General features: G+C 57.4%; 18 protein-coding genes. 10 read left to right on the top strand and 8 right to left on the bottom strand.

Translation table 11 applies throughout. The features are described from left to right. Both ACR0JR_RS08985 and ACR0JR_RS08980 read right to left on the bottom strand, forming a co-directional pair. Complete coding sequence (locus ACR0JR_RS08985) at positions 1 to 1,443, bottom strand: sensor histidine kinase (protein WP_170780279.1); 1,443 nt, start codon at positions 1,441 to 1,443, stop codon at positions 1 to 3. Beyond that, positions 1,440 to 2,177, bottom strand: a complete 738-nt coding sequence (locus ACR0JR_RS08980) for a response regulator transcription factor (RefSeq protein WP_010438510.1) — start codon at positions 2,175 to 2,177, stop codon at positions 1,440 to 1,442. The genes ACR0JR_RS08985 and ACR0JR_RS08980 overlap by 4 nt, the downstream gene beginning before the upstream one ends. Positions 2,178 to 2,393: 216 nt before the next feature. On the opposite strand from ACR0JR_RS08980, the gene ACR0JR_RS08975 reads away from it, so the two are divergent. The 4 genes from ACR0JR_RS08975 to ACR0JR_RS08960 are packed head-to-tail and all read left to right on the top strand — an operon-like array spanning position 2,394 to position 6,563. After that, the gene (locus ACR0JR_RS08975) at positions 2,394 to 3,638 is read left to right on the top strand and encodes an ABC transporter substrate-binding protein (protein ID WP_010438511.1); all 1,245 of its coding nucleotides are present in this window, start codon (positions 2,394 to 2,396) and stop codon (positions 3,636 to 3,638) included. A gap of 57 nt (positions 3,639 to 3,695) precedes the next feature. Beyond that, positions 3,696 to 4,568, top strand: coding sequence for a carbohydrate ABC transporter permease (locus tag ACR0JR_RS08970; protein ID WP_170387762.1), 873 nt, complete (start codon positions 3,696 to 3,698; stop codon positions 4,566 to 4,568). After that, positions 4,561 to 5,460: a carbohydrate ABC transporter permease gene (locus ACR0JR_RS08965; protein WP_010438517.1), complete on the top strand. Its 900-nt coding sequence runs from the start codon at positions 4,561 to 4,563 to the stop codon at positions 5,458 to 5,460. Before ACR0JR_RS08970 ends, ACR0JR_RS08965 begins: the two co-directional genes overlap by 8 nt. A 5-nt stretch (positions 5,461 to 5,465) precedes the next feature. Next, complete coding sequence (locus ACR0JR_RS08960; protein WP_010438520.1) at positions 5,466 to 6,563, top strand: ABC transporter ATP-binding protein; 1,098 nt, start codon at positions 5,466 to 5,468, stop codon at positions 6,561 to 6,563. 77 nt (positions 6,564 to 6,640) lie between these two features. On the opposite strand, the gene ACR0JR_RS08955 is transcribed toward ACR0JR_RS08960, so the two are convergent. Both ACR0JR_RS08955 and ACR0JR_RS08950 read right to left on the bottom strand, forming a co-directional pair. Continuing rightward, on the bottom strand, positions 6,641 to 7,249 hold the full coding sequence (locus tag ACR0JR_RS08955; RefSeq protein ID WP_480455882.1) for an MlaC/ttg2D family ABC transporter substrate-binding protein: 609 nt from the start codon (positions 7,247 to 7,249) through the stop codon (positions 6,641 to 6,643). Continuing rightward, positions 7,239 to 8,054, bottom strand: a complete 816-nt coding sequence (locus ACR0JR_RS08950) for an MlaA family lipoprotein (protein WP_010438526.1) — start codon at positions 8,052 to 8,054, stop codon at positions 7,239 to 7,241. Before ACR0JR_RS08950 ends, ACR0JR_RS08955 begins: the two co-directional genes overlap by 11 nt. Before the next feature lie 296 nt (positions 8,055 to 8,350). Between ACR0JR_RS08950 and ACR0JR_RS08945 the strand changes: the two genes are divergently transcribed. Genes ACR0JR_RS08945 through ACR0JR_RS08930 form a run of 4 tightly spaced genes read left to right on the top strand, consistent with a single transcriptional unit; the run spans position 8,351 to position 11,108 of the window. Then, positions 8,351 to 8,806: a RidA family protein gene (locus ACR0JR_RS08945; RefSeq protein ID WP_480455881.1), complete on the top strand. Its 456-nt coding sequence runs from the start codon at positions 8,351 to 8,353 to the stop codon at positions 8,804 to 8,806. After that, positions 8,803 to 9,573: a glycerophosphodiester phosphodiesterase family protein gene (locus ACR0JR_RS08940; protein WP_010438530.1), complete on the top strand. Its 771-nt coding sequence runs from the start codon at positions 8,803 to 8,805 to the stop codon at positions 9,571 to 9,573. Before ACR0JR_RS08945 ends, ACR0JR_RS08940 begins: the two co-directional genes overlap by 4 nt. Positions 9,574 to 9,618: 45 nt before the next feature. Beyond that, positions 9,619 to 10,806 (top strand): GNAT family N-acetyltransferase, encoded by a 1,188-nt coding sequence (locus ACR0JR_RS08935; RefSeq protein WP_480455880.1) that lies wholly within the window; start codon positions 9,619 to 9,621, stop codon positions 10,804 to 10,806. Next, positions 10,803 to 11,108: a 4a-hydroxytetrahydrobiopterin dehydratase gene (locus tag ACR0JR_RS08930; protein WP_170471617.1), complete on the top strand. Its 306-nt coding sequence runs from the start codon at positions 10,803 to 10,805 to the stop codon at positions 11,106 to 11,108. The genes ACR0JR_RS08935 and ACR0JR_RS08930 overlap by 4 nt, the downstream gene beginning before the upstream one ends. Here ACR0JR_RS08930 and ACR0JR_RS08925 read toward each other — a convergent pair. The 4 genes from ACR0JR_RS08925 to ACR0JR_RS08910 all read right to left on the bottom strand — a co-directional run bounded on the left by ACR0JR_RS08925 (position 11,091) and on the right by ACR0JR_RS08910 (position 12,613). Next, complete coding sequence (locus tag ACR0JR_RS08925) at positions 11,091 to 11,399, bottom strand: hypothetical protein (RefSeq protein WP_480455878.1); 309 nt, start codon at positions 11,397 to 11,399, stop codon at positions 11,091 to 11,093. The two genes, ACR0JR_RS08930 and ACR0JR_RS08925, sit on opposite strands and share 18 nt — an antisense overlap. Before the next feature lie 21 nt (positions 11,400 to 11,420). After that, positions 11,421 to 11,753 carry an EF-hand domain-containing protein gene (locus ACR0JR_RS08920; protein ID WP_480455877.1) on the bottom strand — a complete coding sequence of 111 codons (333 nt, stop codon included), beginning with the start codon at positions 11,751 to 11,753 and terminating at the stop codon, positions 11,421 to 11,423. A 26-nt stretch (positions 11,754 to 11,779) separates the two neighbouring features. After that, positions 11,780 to 12,025, bottom strand: coding sequence for a glycine zipper 2TM domain-containing protein (locus tag ACR0JR_RS08915; RefSeq protein WP_010438542.1), 246 nt, complete (start codon positions 12,023 to 12,025; stop codon positions 11,780 to 11,782). A gap of 102 nt (positions 12,026 to 12,127) precedes the next feature. After that, the gene (locus ACR0JR_RS08910) at positions 12,128 to 12,613 is read right to left on the bottom strand and encodes a peroxiredoxin (RefSeq protein ID WP_170541899.1); all 486 of its coding nucleotides are present in this window, start codon (positions 12,611 to 12,613) and stop codon (positions 12,128 to 12,130) included. A 99-nt stretch (positions 12,614 to 12,712) separates the two neighbouring features. On the opposite strand from ACR0JR_RS08910, the gene ACR0JR_RS08905 reads away from it, so the two are divergent. Continuing rightward, positions 12,713 to 13,924, top strand: a complete 1,212-nt coding sequence (locus tag ACR0JR_RS08905) for an NAD(P)/FAD-dependent oxidoreductase (RefSeq protein ID WP_480455876.1) — start codon at positions 12,713 to 12,715, stop codon at positions 13,922 to 13,924. Beyond that, the gene (gene rsmD, locus ACR0JR_RS08900) at positions 13,921 to 14,478 is read left to right on the top strand and encodes a 16S rRNA (guanine(966)-N(2))-methyltransferase RsmD (RefSeq protein WP_480455875.1); all 558 of its coding nucleotides are present in this window, start codon (positions 13,921 to 13,923) and stop codon (positions 14,476 to 14,478) included. The genes ACR0JR_RS08905 and rsmD overlap by 4 nt, the downstream gene beginning before the upstream one ends. Position 14,479: the final 1 nt, after the last annotated feature.

Here is a 14,479-nt window from a genome sequence, read left to right as displayed (position 1 = left end):
CTATTGCCGGGTGATCTGCAGGCAAGCGCGCAAGCCTTGGTCTCCGGCCTCAAAGCTCAGCGTTCCGCCATGTTGCTCGGCAACGGTGCGTGCGATGGTCAGGCCAAGCCCAAAGCCATCTGACGAACCGGTGTTTGACCCACGCTGGAACGGGGCCAGCAATGCCTCGATATCATCAACCGACAAATCGGTGCCTTTATCTTCGACAATAATCGTGGCGGATTGAGCATTGGTTTCCAGCTCAACCTCGGCCCGGCGCCCATATTTCAAGGCGTTGTCGATCAGATTTGACAGCGCCCGCCTCAACGAGATCGGTCGACCCATCACCAGAATGCGCCGTGTCTCAGGCAGCGATCCGTGCCCCCGGCGCGACATGAACAATGACGGCGCACCTTCGACAGCCACAGGTTCAATCGCTTTCAAAGATACGGGCAAGTTCATATCCTGATAGTCGGCGACCAGTGACTCGACCAGTGAGGTCAACGAGATCTGCCGCGGTTCCTCGACACTGAGCTCGGACCTTGTATAGGTCAGTACACTTTCGATCATGCCGGTCATCTGATCCACGTCTGCTTCGAGCTTCTCGCGCAATTCGGCATCGTCGATCAGGGCGGCACGCAGCCGGACACGCGTTGCCGGCGTACCCAGATCGTGGCTAACACCCGACAGCACTATGGCGCGTTTCTCAAGCTGCGCGCGTTCAGCCTCAAGGTGATCATTCACCGCAGCCACGATATCGCGCAGCTCTTCTGGCCCGTCCGCATCATAACTTTGTGGCCCACCGCGGCGTTTGCGGTCACCAAGTGCCTGTGCAAAGCGCGTGAAGCTGTCCGAGACATTCCCGACCGAGGTCAGCAACGCGGCCAGCGCTACTATTCCCAGCAATATCGCGGGCAGGCGCAGATCAATCGGAGCTGCCTTACACCCCCAGATTTCAGTGCCATCAATCTGTTGCCAGACACCACGTCCAAATTGCGCGATCAGGATCGGTTCGCTGCAATAGGTCGCAAGCAGGCGCGTCAGATTGCCCATCTTCTCGGGCCCGGTCTGATCGTTGCCCGAAACGATATCAGAGACCGGATAGACCAGACGATCGGACAATACCGCCAGCGTCAGTTCGCGTCCACTCAGAGGTGCTGAACTGTCGGTCAGGATCGACAGATTGGTGACAAAGCGGCGATCCGAAAAGCCGGGCATTTGTTGGAATTCTCCCCTATCGGCAAGTGCGGCGGCCTTGGCAGGCAAGGGATTGATCAGCAAGCCGGGTGGCGGTGCCATCCCCGTCCGCAAATCCTCGTATACGGTGAATCCCGCAACAAATGCCTGAGTTTGGAAACGGTTCCAAGCCTGTGCAGAGGTGAACCACAATGCGGTTGCCAACAGCCCTGCAGCGAAGGCTGACAGCGTCCAGACCCATCCAAAGCTGCGCAGGCGCAATGTCATGCGTCCTCATCTACCGATATGTCGGCGGTAAATATGTACCCAACCCCACGCTCAGTGCGCAGCATCTGAGGCTCCTTCGGATTAGCCTCGATTTTAGAGCGTAGTCGCCCAACCAACATATCGATGGCGCGGCCTTGCGCCTCGGGTTTGTCAGCCTCGCCAGTGACATCCAGTGCGGTGGCGATCTCATCCCGGGTTAGCGGGATGTGTGGATTTGCTAGCAAGACTTTCAGCAGGGCGGTTTCGCGCTGAGAAAGCGAGACTAAATAGCCGTCGGGCGAATGTACCTCGTCCCGTTTGCCGTCAAAGACCCAGCCGTCAAAGTGAAATGTACGGGTACGGCGGCGATAAGCCAGCGAAGGGGTGCGTTGCGCGCGCTGCATCACAGCACGGACGCGGGCCAGCAGAAGCTGCGGGTTGAACGGCTTGGCAATGTAGTCATCCGCGCCAACTTCATATCCCGCCATGCGCTGGTGATCTGCCGACAAGGCAGAGACCAGAATGATCGGTACATCTTGCTCGGCACGCAATCTGGCGCAAATTTCCACACCGTTCTCATCGCCCAGCATCACGTCCAACAGGATCAGGTCGATCCGACCTGAGGTCAGATGCGTGCGTATTTCACTTTCCGAACTGGCAGGCAGCGCTATATACCCGTTCTGCTGAAAGAACTGGGTCATCATCGAACGCATCTCAGAATCGTCGTCCACCACCAGGAGCCGGGGAATACCCACTCTAATCCTCCTCTCAAACTTCCTCCGCTGCCGCCAATTGTAACGAATGGAAACGGATTCAAGCCCAAAGTAACACGCGGTAACAAAAGCGGTGAAAATTTCCGCCTTGTCAGGATATTGCTCTGCATTCTGCGTTGCCATGCGGCATTCTGTTAGCGCTATATCGGGCATCGCCGCCCATTGGGTGGCACCGAATTCTCAGGGAGGAGAACAAATATGAAGCGTTTTGCATTTGTCACTGTGTCGACCTTTGCCATTGCGGCCGGGTCGTCGGTAGTGGCCGAACCGCAGGCAGAAGTTCTGCACTGGTGGACATCCGGCGGTGAAGCGAAATCGGTCGCGGTTCTGCAGGAGGAGTTTGCCTCGAACGGTGGCACATGGACCGATATGCCGGTCGCAGGCGGCGGCGGTGATGCGGCCATGACTGCGCTTCGCGCACGTGTTCTGGCCGGTAACGCGCCGACAGCTGTTCAGCTGAAAGGCCCCGCCATTCAGGAATGGTATGAAGAAGGCGTTCTGGCAGACATCTCGGCCGTGGCCGAGGCAGAAGGCTGGGCTGATGTCCTGCCTGCGTCGATCGCGGGCCATATGAAGTGTGAAGGGACCTGGTGCGCGGCTCCGGTGAACGTTCACCGTGTTGACTGGATCTGGGCCAACGCGGACGTTCTGGCCGCAAACGGTATCGAAATGCCCAGCACTTGGGATGAATTCAATGCCGCTGCCGAAAAGCTGCAGGCCGCTGGTGTGATCCCGCTGGCTCATGGCGGTCAGGCATGGCAGGACGCCACCGTGTTCGAAGCAGTTGTGCTTGGCGTTGGTGGACCTGAGTTCTACCAGAAAGCACTGGTTGATCTGGATCCCGAAGCGTTGACCTCGGACACCATGGTGCAGGCGTTTGATCAGATGCGTACCCTGCGCGGATACGTGGACGAGAACTTCTCGGGCCGCGACTGGAACCTCGCCACCGCGATGGTGATGAACGGCGAAGCTGCGTTCCAGATCATGGGTGACTGGGCCAAGGGTGAATTCCTGGCGGCTGGCAAAAAGCCCGGCGAAGATTTCCTGTGCGCCTCGACCCCCGGTGACGGGTATCTGTACAACGTCGACAGCTTTGCCATGTTTGACGTGGAAGGCGACGACAAGAAAGCCGGTCAGGACCTGCTGGCCAAGCTGATCGTTGCACCGAACTTCCAGAAAGTGTTCAACCTGAACAAAGGCTCGATCCCTGCGCGGACCGATGTTGGTCTGGAAGACTTTGACATCTGTGCCAATCTGTCGGCCGAAGACATGGGCTCGACATCTGCCGCAGGTTCGCTGCTGCCGTCTTACGCCCATGGCATGGCGCTGCGCGGGTCGCAGTCCGGTGCGATCACCGATGTTGTGACCGCACATTTCAACTCGGATATGTCCTCGGCTGACGCGGTTCAGCAACTGGCGGACGCGGTAGCAAACAGCTACTGATCCAATACGCTCTGCCCCCTATACTGAGGGGCAGAGCATCTTTCCCCGGAGGCTAAAATGTCCGAATGGCTGGAAAACCACCTGCCCAAGGTGGTGCTGGCACCGTCGTTCATCGCCGTATTGATCTTTGTCTACGGATTTATCGGATGGACCGCATGGGTGTCGCTAACCCGATCGAAACTACTGCCGAAATACGAGATCAAGGGCTTCATTCAATACGAACGCCTGTTTGACTCGCCCCGTTGGGATACGGCGATCAACAACCTGTATATCTTTGGCGCGCTGTTCATCGTCATCGCGATGGTACTGGGCCTGTTGCTGGCCATCCTGCTGGATCAGAAAATCCGCGTCGAAGGAGCCATCCGCACGATCTACCTCTACCCGATGGCACTGTCGATGATTGTGACCGGTACCGCGTGGAAGTGGATTCTGAACCCGGGTCTGGGCATAGAATCCATGGTGCAGGGCTGGGGCTTCACAAACTTCGAGTTCGATTGGTTGGTGAACCCTGATTACGCCATCTACACCATCGTGATGGCCGCGATCTGGCAAAGCTCGGGTTTCGTCATGGCGCTGTTCCTGGCCGGTCTGCGGTCAGTGGACGGAGAGATCATCAAGGCCGCGCAGGTCGATGGCATCCCGACATGGCGCATCTATACGGCGATCATCATCCCCTCGATGGCCCCGATCTTCCTGTCAGCCTTCATCGTACTGGCGCATCTCGCGATCAAAAGCTTTGACCTTGTCATCGCCCTGACGGGTGGCGGTCCGGGCTACGCGACTGATTTGCCTGCCACTTATATGTACGCCATGGCGTTTTCGCGCGGCGATATTGGTCAGGCGGCCTCGTCCGCGATGATCATGATGCTGGTCGTCTTTGCCATCGTGGTTCCCTATCTTTACTCAGAGCTGAGGGCGAAAAATGACTGATCTGTCGATGCCCCAAACCCAAACCCGTACCCAAAGCGCCACTGGTAAGATTGCCCTGCGTTGGCTGCTTTACGTCCTGCTGGGCCTGTTCGCGCTGTATTACCTGATGCCGCTGTTCGTGATGTTGACCACATCGTTGAAAAGCCTTGAGGAAATCCGTACTGGCAGCCTGATTTCGCTTCCGCGAGAGGTCAGCTTTGACGCCTGGAAAACTGCATGGTCCGGCGCCTGTACCGGTATCCAGTGCGAAGGTCTGCGGCCTTACTTCTGGAACTCGGTCCTGATCGCGGTCCCTGCGGTGGCCATCTCGACCCTTCTGGGAGCGTTGAATGGCTACGTCGTGGCGCAGTGGCGGTTCAAAGGCGCGAATATCATCTTCTCGCTGATGCTGTTTGGTTGCTTTATCCCGTTCCAGGTGGTTCTGCTGCCCATGGCGCGCCTTCTGGGCATCATGGGAATCGCAGGAACCATTCCGGGTCTGATCTTTGTCCACGTGATCTACGGGCTGGGCTTCACCACGCTGTTCTTCCGCAACTACTATGTCACCATTCCGGCTGAGCTGACCAAGGCTGCGCGCGTCGATGGGGCCGGGTTTATGCGGATCTTCTGGTCGATCTTCCTGCCGCTGTCGCTGCCGATCATCGTGGTGACCGTCATTTGGCAGTTCACGCAGATCTGGAATGACTTCCTGTTCGGTGTGTCCTTCAGCCAGGCGGGGACACAGCCCGTGACCGTGGCGCTCAACAATATCGTAAACTCCACCACCGGCGTCAAAGAATACAACGTCGACATGGCGGCCGCGATCATCGCGGGTCTGCCGACGCTGCTCGTCTATGTCGTTGCCGGTAAGTATTTCATCCGCGGCCTGACCGCTGGCTCAGTGAAGGGATAAGACCCATGGCTCCCATCCTTGATATCAACAAACTCTACAAGAATTACGGCCCTGTCGAAATTCTGAAAGACATCAACATCTCGATTGAACCGGGCGATTTCCTGGTGCTTGTCGGCCCCTCAGGCTGCGGTAAATCCACCCTGCTGAACTGCATCGCGGGGCTGGAGGAGATCACCGGCGGCACATTGTCCATCGGCGGCAACGACATGACTCATGTCAGCCCAAAGGACCGCGACATCGCGATGGTGTTCCAGTCCTACGCTTTGTACCCGACCATGTCGGTCGCCAAGAACATCACCTTCGGCATGAAAGTGCGTGGGGTCGATCAGGCCACTCAGGATGCCAAGCTGAAAGAGGTCGCGTCGCTGCTGCAGATCGAACCGCTGCTCAACCGCCGCCCAAGCCAATTGTCGGGCGGTCAGCGTCAACGGGTCGCAATGGGTCGGGCGCTGGTGCGTGATCCTAAGCTGTTCCTGTTTGACGAACCCCTGTCGAACCTTGATGCCAAGCTGCGGGTCGAGATGCGGACCGAGATCAAGAAGCTGCACCAGACGCTGGACGCATCGATCGTTTACGTGACCCACGACCAAATCGAAGCAATGACACTGGCGACTAAGATCGTCGTGCTTAAAGGCGGGATCGTGCAGCAGATCGGAACACCGGCCGAGATCTACAACAACCCGGCCAACCTTTTCGTTGCGGATTTCATGGGCTCTCCGGCGATGAACCTGATCCCAGCACAGGCATCGAACAATGGTTCGGGGACGCAGATTTCGATCACGCGAGAAACCGGCGATACGCTGGTCTTAACCGATGCGCGCGCACCGGAACTGCCGCAGGATGTCATCCTCGGTCTACGCCCGGAAGACATCGCCGAGGCCGGTTTCCGCGCCGGGGCAGGTGTGCAAGAGGCGGCCTGCATGGTCGATATGGTCGAACCTGCCGGGGCCGACACCTATGTGGTGTCGGAACTGGGGGGCAAGCAGGTCACAGCGCGGCTGCATGCCGAAACCAGCGCGCAGGCGGGCCAGATGTTGAACCTGGCTTTCGACATGAGCAAGGTGTCGTATTTCGCCAAGGAAACCGGTGAACGGCTGAATTGATTCCGTGGATTCAGGCAACGGATCGCCACTGTGCCGCTGGTGTTAATCGGCGGCACGCTCGTTTTCGGATATCAGGATCAGCCGGTGTTTTCCAGGTCCTTGATCAGGCGATTCAGATCACCGCCACGCGCATCCAGCATCGCGCCGATTTCGGTGCGCTCGGTCAGCAGCAGGTTCACGCCTTCGATGAACATGTTGTAGAACTTGCCGCGGCCCGATTTGTCTGACACCAGGAAGGTCACCTCGAACGGAGATGAGCCGCGTAGTTTGACCGAGGTTCTGACCTCGTATCCGGTTTTGATCTTACGCGCATTGCGTACGGTGACCTCACCGCCGATGAACTCGCGGAACCGGCGACCGTATTTTCGCGAGATATAGCCCTCAAACGCCTTGGTGAACTGGCGCAGTTGTGCGGAGGAGGCTGTGCGTGCATCTGCCCCCAACGCATATCGGGCCATGATCGGCACATCACCGTATTGAACGAAAATCTTCTGAAAATCGCGCAACATGGCGTTCTCGGATTTACCCGAGTCGATGATACGTGTGATATCGGCCACCACGCTGTTGACCAGTTGCTTGGCCTGCGCTTCGGTCAGCGCAAACGCGGGCAGAGGCAATGCGGCAACTGTCATCCCGGTAAGGGCAGCGGCTACAAATCGGCGTCTGTTCAACAGGTTATTCGGCATAGGGGTCCTCATACGGGTCAAGATAGGGGTCTCTGACAGGGTCGGTCCCGGTGTTGGCGTAGGGATCGTCATACAGACCCAGATAGGCGTCTTCATCATCCCTTGCCAGTTCAAAGCGGCGATTTTGCAAATAGATCGTACGTGCCTGCGCGTAACTATCGGCACTGTCATAAAGAATTGAATCGACCGTATCCGAGAACCGTCCACGATCCCCCATGCGCCGCACAACCTCGGCATAGACACCAATGTTGTCGACCGGACGCACCGGAGAGAAGTTAATTGGGTTCGAGAAAAGATTGAATACGACGCCGACAGCATCTCGCGCGGTCGACGGGCCATAGAAAGGAAGTTCCACGTAGGCGCCCTCGCTGACACCCCAAACATGCAAGGTTTCTCCGAAATCGGTGTCGACGGGCGGCAGGTTCAATTCATCCGCCGGAGCGGACAGGCCGAATCCACCCACGGTCGAGTTGATCAGAAAGCGCAGCAACGCGTTGCCTGATTGTTTCAGATTGCCTTGCAACAGATAATCCAGAGCCTGCCCTGGCATGGTCAGGTTTTCAGCAAAGTGATTGAAGCTGGTGACCATCGGATCGGGCACGATCTTCACATAGCCTTTTGAGGCTGGACGGAACAGGAACCGGTCAACGCCCAGATTGAACTTGTGAATGCCACGGTTGGCACCTTCGTAAGGGTCGAAAATCTCACCTCGCGCGGCAGCGTCCTGTGGCTGCGTTGCGCATGCCGACAGAACCGTCATGATGGCGAATATGAATAGGTGCTTCAGGCGAATATAGCTTGGCACTGTCTTCTTTACTCCAAAAATACCCGGTGGTGTGCCGGGCCTTCAATCAATACGGCCATTGCGCTCATGGTGCGCAATTCGTCTCACATAGAGGTTTCGCGCGGAATATGAAACAACGACTCGCGTTTACCTCAGTAGGTGGGAGGTCGTAAAGTGACACGAATTCAACACTTCCTGAACAGGAGAACACCCGCGCAGTTCGCAGGCCTTAAGAAAATTACCGCTTTCCCGCTTTCCGAAACCTGCGTTCCCGGTTAGCGTCCGCGCGGAATCACTGTGAGATGAGGATCAACCACATGAGTATTGCAGCAAAACTGGACAGCTTGGGTGTCAATTTACCGGACGCGCCCGCGCCCGCAGCAAACTACGTTCCGTTCGTGCGCATCGGCAACATCGTCTATGTGTCGGGCCAAATCTCCAAGGCGGACGATCTGATCACAGGCAAGCTGGGCGATGACATGGATATTGAGGCAGGTGCGGCTGCGGCCAAGGTCTGCGCCATCAATCTGCTGGCTCAGGTAAAAGCGGCGTGCGACGGCGATATCGACAAACTGGTGCGGGTGATCAAACTGACTGGTTTCGTGAACTCGACTGCTGATTTCATCGCGCAACCGCAGGTGATCAATGGCGCGTCCGATTTTCTGGTTGAGGCGCTGGGTGAGGCTGGTCGTCACTCGCGCTCAGCCGTCAGCGCGGCGTCGCTGCCGCTAGGCGTCGCGGTCGAAATCGAAGGCATCTTCGAGGTTCAATGACACCTTCGCTGCCCCTTGAGTTTCTGAAGCGCCCGATTGCACATCGGGCGCTGCATGACGTTGCAGACCAGCGGCCCGAGAACAGCCGGTCCGCCATTCGTGCTGCGATCGACGCGGGATATGGCATTGAAATTGATCTGCAGCGCACGCGCGATAACCGTGCGATGGTGTTTCATGACTATGACATGACTCGCCTGACCGGACGCGCGGGACCTATTCAGCAAATCACTGCGGCGCAGGCTCAGGCGCAGCCTCTGCTGCATTCCGACGGTGAGAGTATCCCGTCATTCGAAGAGGTGTTGAACATGGTTGCCGGTCGGGTGCCTCTTCTGATTGAGCTTAAGGATCAGGATGGGGCAATGGGACCTGATATCGGTGCGTTGGAAGCGGATGTAGTAAGTGCGCTGAAAGGCTATGTCGGACTGGTCGCACTAATGTCATTCAACCCACACGCGGTTGCCGAACTCGCGCGCCTTGCGCCACACCTACCGCGCGGTCTCGTTACCGGCTCTTACGACCCAAAGGCCGAGCTTTTGCCGCAATCCATTTGCGACCATCTGCGCAATATCCCGGATTTTGACCGTGTTGGGGCCAGTTTCATCAGCCATGAAGCTTCTGATCTTGACCGACCCCGGGTCGCCGAGCTGAAGGAGCAAGGTGTGCCGATCCTGTGCTGGACGGTGCGCTCGCCTGAACAAGAGGCCGAGGCGCGCAGGGTTGCCGATAATGTGACCTTCGAAGGCTATCTGGCCGAATATCCCGCTTGATCCTGCCGCGCGCGATCACAGATAAAGGTGCAGCGCGGAGGGGACATGGATCAGGCACAGATAGAGGTTCGGGTTCTGACATCGCTATCGCAGATAACAGCGGGCGATTGGGACAGTTGCGCCTGTCCTGAGGTTGCTGATGGCGGGCGACCGCATGATCCGTTCACCACACACCGATTTTTGCTGGCTTTGGAAAAAAGCGGTTCAGTCGGACGCGGCACAGGCTGGCAGCCGCAATATCTGACGGCTTATCTAGATGGAATGCTGATCGGTGCGGCACCGATGTATGCCAAGTCGCATTCGCAGGGTGAGTACATCTTCGATCACAGCTGGGCCCATGCTTATGAAAGTGCAGGCGGGCGATACTATCCGAAACTGCAGATTGCTGCGCCATTTACACCCGCAACAGGCCGACGTTTTCTGGTACGGCCCGGCTATGATGCGGTGGGCATGTCAGCGCTGGTGCAAGGCGCGGTGCAGTTAGCCGCCGAAAATCGCATCTCCTCACTGCACGCCACCTTCTGCACCGAGGCCGAGGCGCTGGCTGGTGAACAGATGGGCCTGATGGTCAGGCATTCGCAGCAGTTTCACTGGCTCAATGATGGATACACCGATTTCGATGGGTTTCTGGCAGCGCTATCTTCGCGCAAACGCAAAAATATCCGGAAAGAACGCGAGCAGGCCTGTGACTTCGGCGGGCAGATTCGTACGATCACAGGCGATGATCTGCGGCCGGAGCACTGGGATGCCTTCTGGCGATTCTACCAGGATACCGGCGCGCGCAAATGGGGATCACCCTACCTGACGCGGCAATTCTTTGATATCGCTCAGGAAACCATGACAGATGACATCGCTCTGGTGCTGGCCGAACGCAACGGATACCCGGTAGCCGGGGCCTTGAATTTCATCGGCCGGGAAACGCTCTATGGCCGCTATTGGGGCTGCGTGGAACACCATCCCTGCCTGCATTTCGAACTGTGCTATTATAGGGCGATCGACTTTGCCATTGCTGAAGGGCTGGCCCGGGTTGAGGCAGGTGCCCAGGGCGAGCACAAGCTGGCGCGCGGTTATATGCCGACCCGCACGCATAGCTTGCACTGGGTCGGTGATCCGGGTTTTGCTGATGCAGTTCAGAAATATCTGGACGCCGAAGCCCACGCAGTGGGAGAAGAGATCGAGATTCTGACGGATTATGGCCCGTTCAGGAAATCGAACCCGGAGGAACAGCAATGACCGAACTTCTGTCAACCGAGACCCGCGGCCCGCTGCTGGACCCGCTGTTCAGAAATGGCTGGACCATGGTTGAGGACCGCGATGCGATCACAAAGACCTTCATCTTCGATAATTTTGTCGCCGCTTTCGGCTGGATGACGCAGGTGGCGATCTGGGCCGAGAAATGGAACCACCACCCCGAATGGTCGAATGTCTACCGCACAGTCGAGGTGGTGCTGTCCACCCATGATGTTGGCGGCCTGTCCGCACAAGACGCCAAGCTGGCGCGCAAGATGGATAGCCTTCTATCGGTCGCCAGCTGACCCTGCACCACCTGCCAGCAACGCAGCGGTTCCTAGTTGTTTGAAATCATCTGGAGAAATGGTTCCTCCGCTGATATCGATATTGGCCGGAATTCTGATCGTGCGGCTGCCGACCGAGCGGACGCTGCGGGTCGACGGGTTGATGTCGAGGCACCGTGTCTCATAACAGGTCAAACCGGCGGTATTGATGTGAATGCGGGTCTGTCCGTCTGGGCCGGTAACAACAGGTGATTGCGGTACATCACAAGCCGCGAGCACCAGAAGCGCGCCGAGGCTGATCCATCTCGTCATCTTACGCCTCCTGATTGAGCGCTAGTTTAATTGCCCATTGCCATCCAGATCAGCCGAGGTGAAATCGCTGTCCATCTGGGCGTCGTATTCTGGCCGGGAGATAGTGTTATCTCCATCGCGGTCAACATTCTGAAACTGCTTGATGTCTAGGAACGGTTTAGCTTCATCCAGGCCAAGTGTGCCGTTCTTGTCTTCGTCCATCGCTTGAAACGCATAATCCGAGAAGGCGTTGAATTCGTTCCGGGACAGAAACCCATCATTGTTCTTGTCGATATTGTTCAGCTCGGCCTCGTGCAGTTCTGCGACACTTTCGGCGCTTGCGGTGCCAGACATCAGAATGACAGCGATGATCATCAATGCTTGTTTCAAATCCAATCTCCTCAGCATGCGTAACGTTCGCCAGACAACCCACCTGCAGCAGCGCCCGCCGCCGTCAGAATGGTTTTGCCCGATCCACCGCCAAATTGATTGCCGATCACTCCGCCGATCAATGCGCCGCCTATGGTGCCGCTCAGACAAGCGATCTCGTGTTGCCGAGCAGCTTGTTGCTGGGGTGTAGGGGCAGGGCCGCACGCGGCTAAGGCGCCGGCGCCACCAAGAATCAAAGTGATTAATTTCAGTCGCATCAATGAACTCCCGGGTTGTATGTCCAAGTATTGGCACATCGGGTCGTTGCATCAAGTTAAATGCGTTTCATGTGGCCCCGGTGATGCCGGGGCCAACCGGGATCAGAAGGTTTCAAGCAGACCTTCGCCAGCCGAAATCTCGCAAACGCCCGGATTCTCTTCGATGTTCAAGGCGATTACCTTTCCGTCATTGACGAACATGGCATAGCGCTTGGACCGTGCCAGCAGACCAACCGGTGGTGCGTCGAAATCCATGTCTATCGCCTTGGTGAATTCCGATGCGGCGTCGGCCAGCATGGTCAATCCTGCGGCAGTTGCTCCGGTGCTTTCACCCCAGGCGCCCATCACGAAGGGATCGTTGACCGAAATACAGATGATCTCATCAACTCCTTTTGCGTCGAATTGGCCTTTTGTCCGCATGAAGCTTGGGACATGCGCGGTCGTGCAGGTCCCGGTAAATGCGCCGGGCACAGCAAAGATCACCACCTTGCGCCCTTTTGTTTTTTCTGAAATCCGCACCTCTTCAGGGCCATCGGCTCCCATCTGAATCAGCGTCGCGTCGGGCAGCATGTCACCTGTTGAGATCATTTATTAAGCTCCTGTCATTTGGATTTGCAGAGTCGGGCTTTGTCGCAATATAGGTTGTCGAAAGAAAGAGACCATCGGAATTCTGCAGGGGAGCACAACATGAGCCATATCGTCGTGATCGGGGCAGGGCAGGCTGGTGCTTCACTCGTGGCGCGGTTGCGCAAGGACGGCTTTGAAGGCGACATCACCCTGATTGGTGCCGAGCCGCACCTGCCCTACCAGCGCCCGCCATTATCCAAAGGCTACCTGTTGGGCGAGATGGAGTTGGAACGCCTGTTCCTGCGGCCCGATAGCTTTTATGCGGAAAACAATATCACCCTCCGACTGGGGCAGCGCGTGACCGGAATTGACCCAAAGGCCAAAACGGTAACCATAGGTGATGACGTGATCGCCTATGATGAGTTGGCTCTGACCACAGGCTCTGATCCGCGTCGTCTGCCCGCAGCCATTGGTGGCGATCTTGAAGGCGTCCATGTGGTGCGCGATCTTGCGCATATCGACGAGATGGAGCCTCGGGTAACCGATGGTGCACGTGCTCTGATCGTCGGTGGCGGCTATATCGGGCTCGAGGCCGCTGCGGTTTGTGCCAAGCGTGGGGTTAAAGTCACGCTGATCGAGATGGCAGACCGCATTCTGCAGCGTGTCGCCGCGAAAGAGACCAGCGACTATTTCCGTACGCTTCATACGGAATACGGAGCCGACATTCGCGAAGGCGTTGGGCTGGATCGTTTGGTTGGTGAAGATGGCAAGGTGACGGGTGCTATTCTGTCCGATGGCACCGAATTAAAGGTGGATTTCGTCGTGGTGGGGGTCGGCATCGCACCCTCAACGCAACTGGCTGAAATGGCGGGATTGGAGCTGGACAACGGCATCAAAACCGATGCCCATGGCCGCACGTCGGACCCGTCAATCTGGGCGGCGGGTGATTGTGCCTCGTTCCCGCATGGTGAGGGCCGCATTCGTCTGGAGAGCGTGCCCAACGCCATCGACCAGGCCGAGATTGTGGCCCAGAACATGCTGGGTGCTGCCAAGGATTATACCGCGACGCCGTGGTTCTGGTCGGATCAGTACGACGTCAAGCTGCAGATTGCGGGCCTAAATACAGGCTATGATCGCGTCGTGACCCGAAAGGGTGAAGGCGCGACGGTGTCCTTCTGGTACTATAAAGGCGATCAGCTGATTGCGGTCGACGCGATGAATGACCCGCGCGCTTATATGGTAGGTAAACGCCTGATCGATGCGGGTAAAACAGCCGATCCGACGGTGGTGGCTGACCCAGAAGCGGAGCTGAAACCGCTGCTCAAAGCGTGAGGATCATCGCCGGTAACTTCCGGGGCCGCGCTTTGGCCTCGGTCGGCAAGGGCGATGCTGGAGCACATCTGCGCCCCACCACCGATCGGGTGCGGGAAAGCCTTTTCAACGTCCTGAACCATCAGATCGACATTGATGGTTTGCACGTGTTGGACCTGTTTGCAGGTACTGGTGCGTTGGGGCTTGAAGCGCTGTCGCGCGGAGCGGCCCATGTTACGTTTGTCGATGATGGGCGAATTGCGCAGAGTCTGATCCGCAAGAATATCGATCTGACCGGAAGTCGGGACCAGACCACTCTGATCAGACGTGACGCAGCGCGGTTGGGGGAAAACCCAGGCGACGCATGCGATCTGGTCTTTCTTGATCCGCCTTATGGCAAAGACCTGGGTCAAAAGGCGCTGGCGGCGGCCACCAAAGGTGGCTGGCTGGCCCAGGACGCCCTGATCGTGTGGGAGGAAAACGCCCCCATGATTCCTCCAAATGGGTTCACTCTGCATGACGCGCGAAAATATGGCGACACGTGCATTTCGCTGATGTGGCGAACTGGGGGCTGAT

It is taken from the genome of Ruegeria sp. AA3, from assembly GCF_056542905.1.
This window is presented reverse-complemented; position numbering and strand designations above follow the sequence as displayed.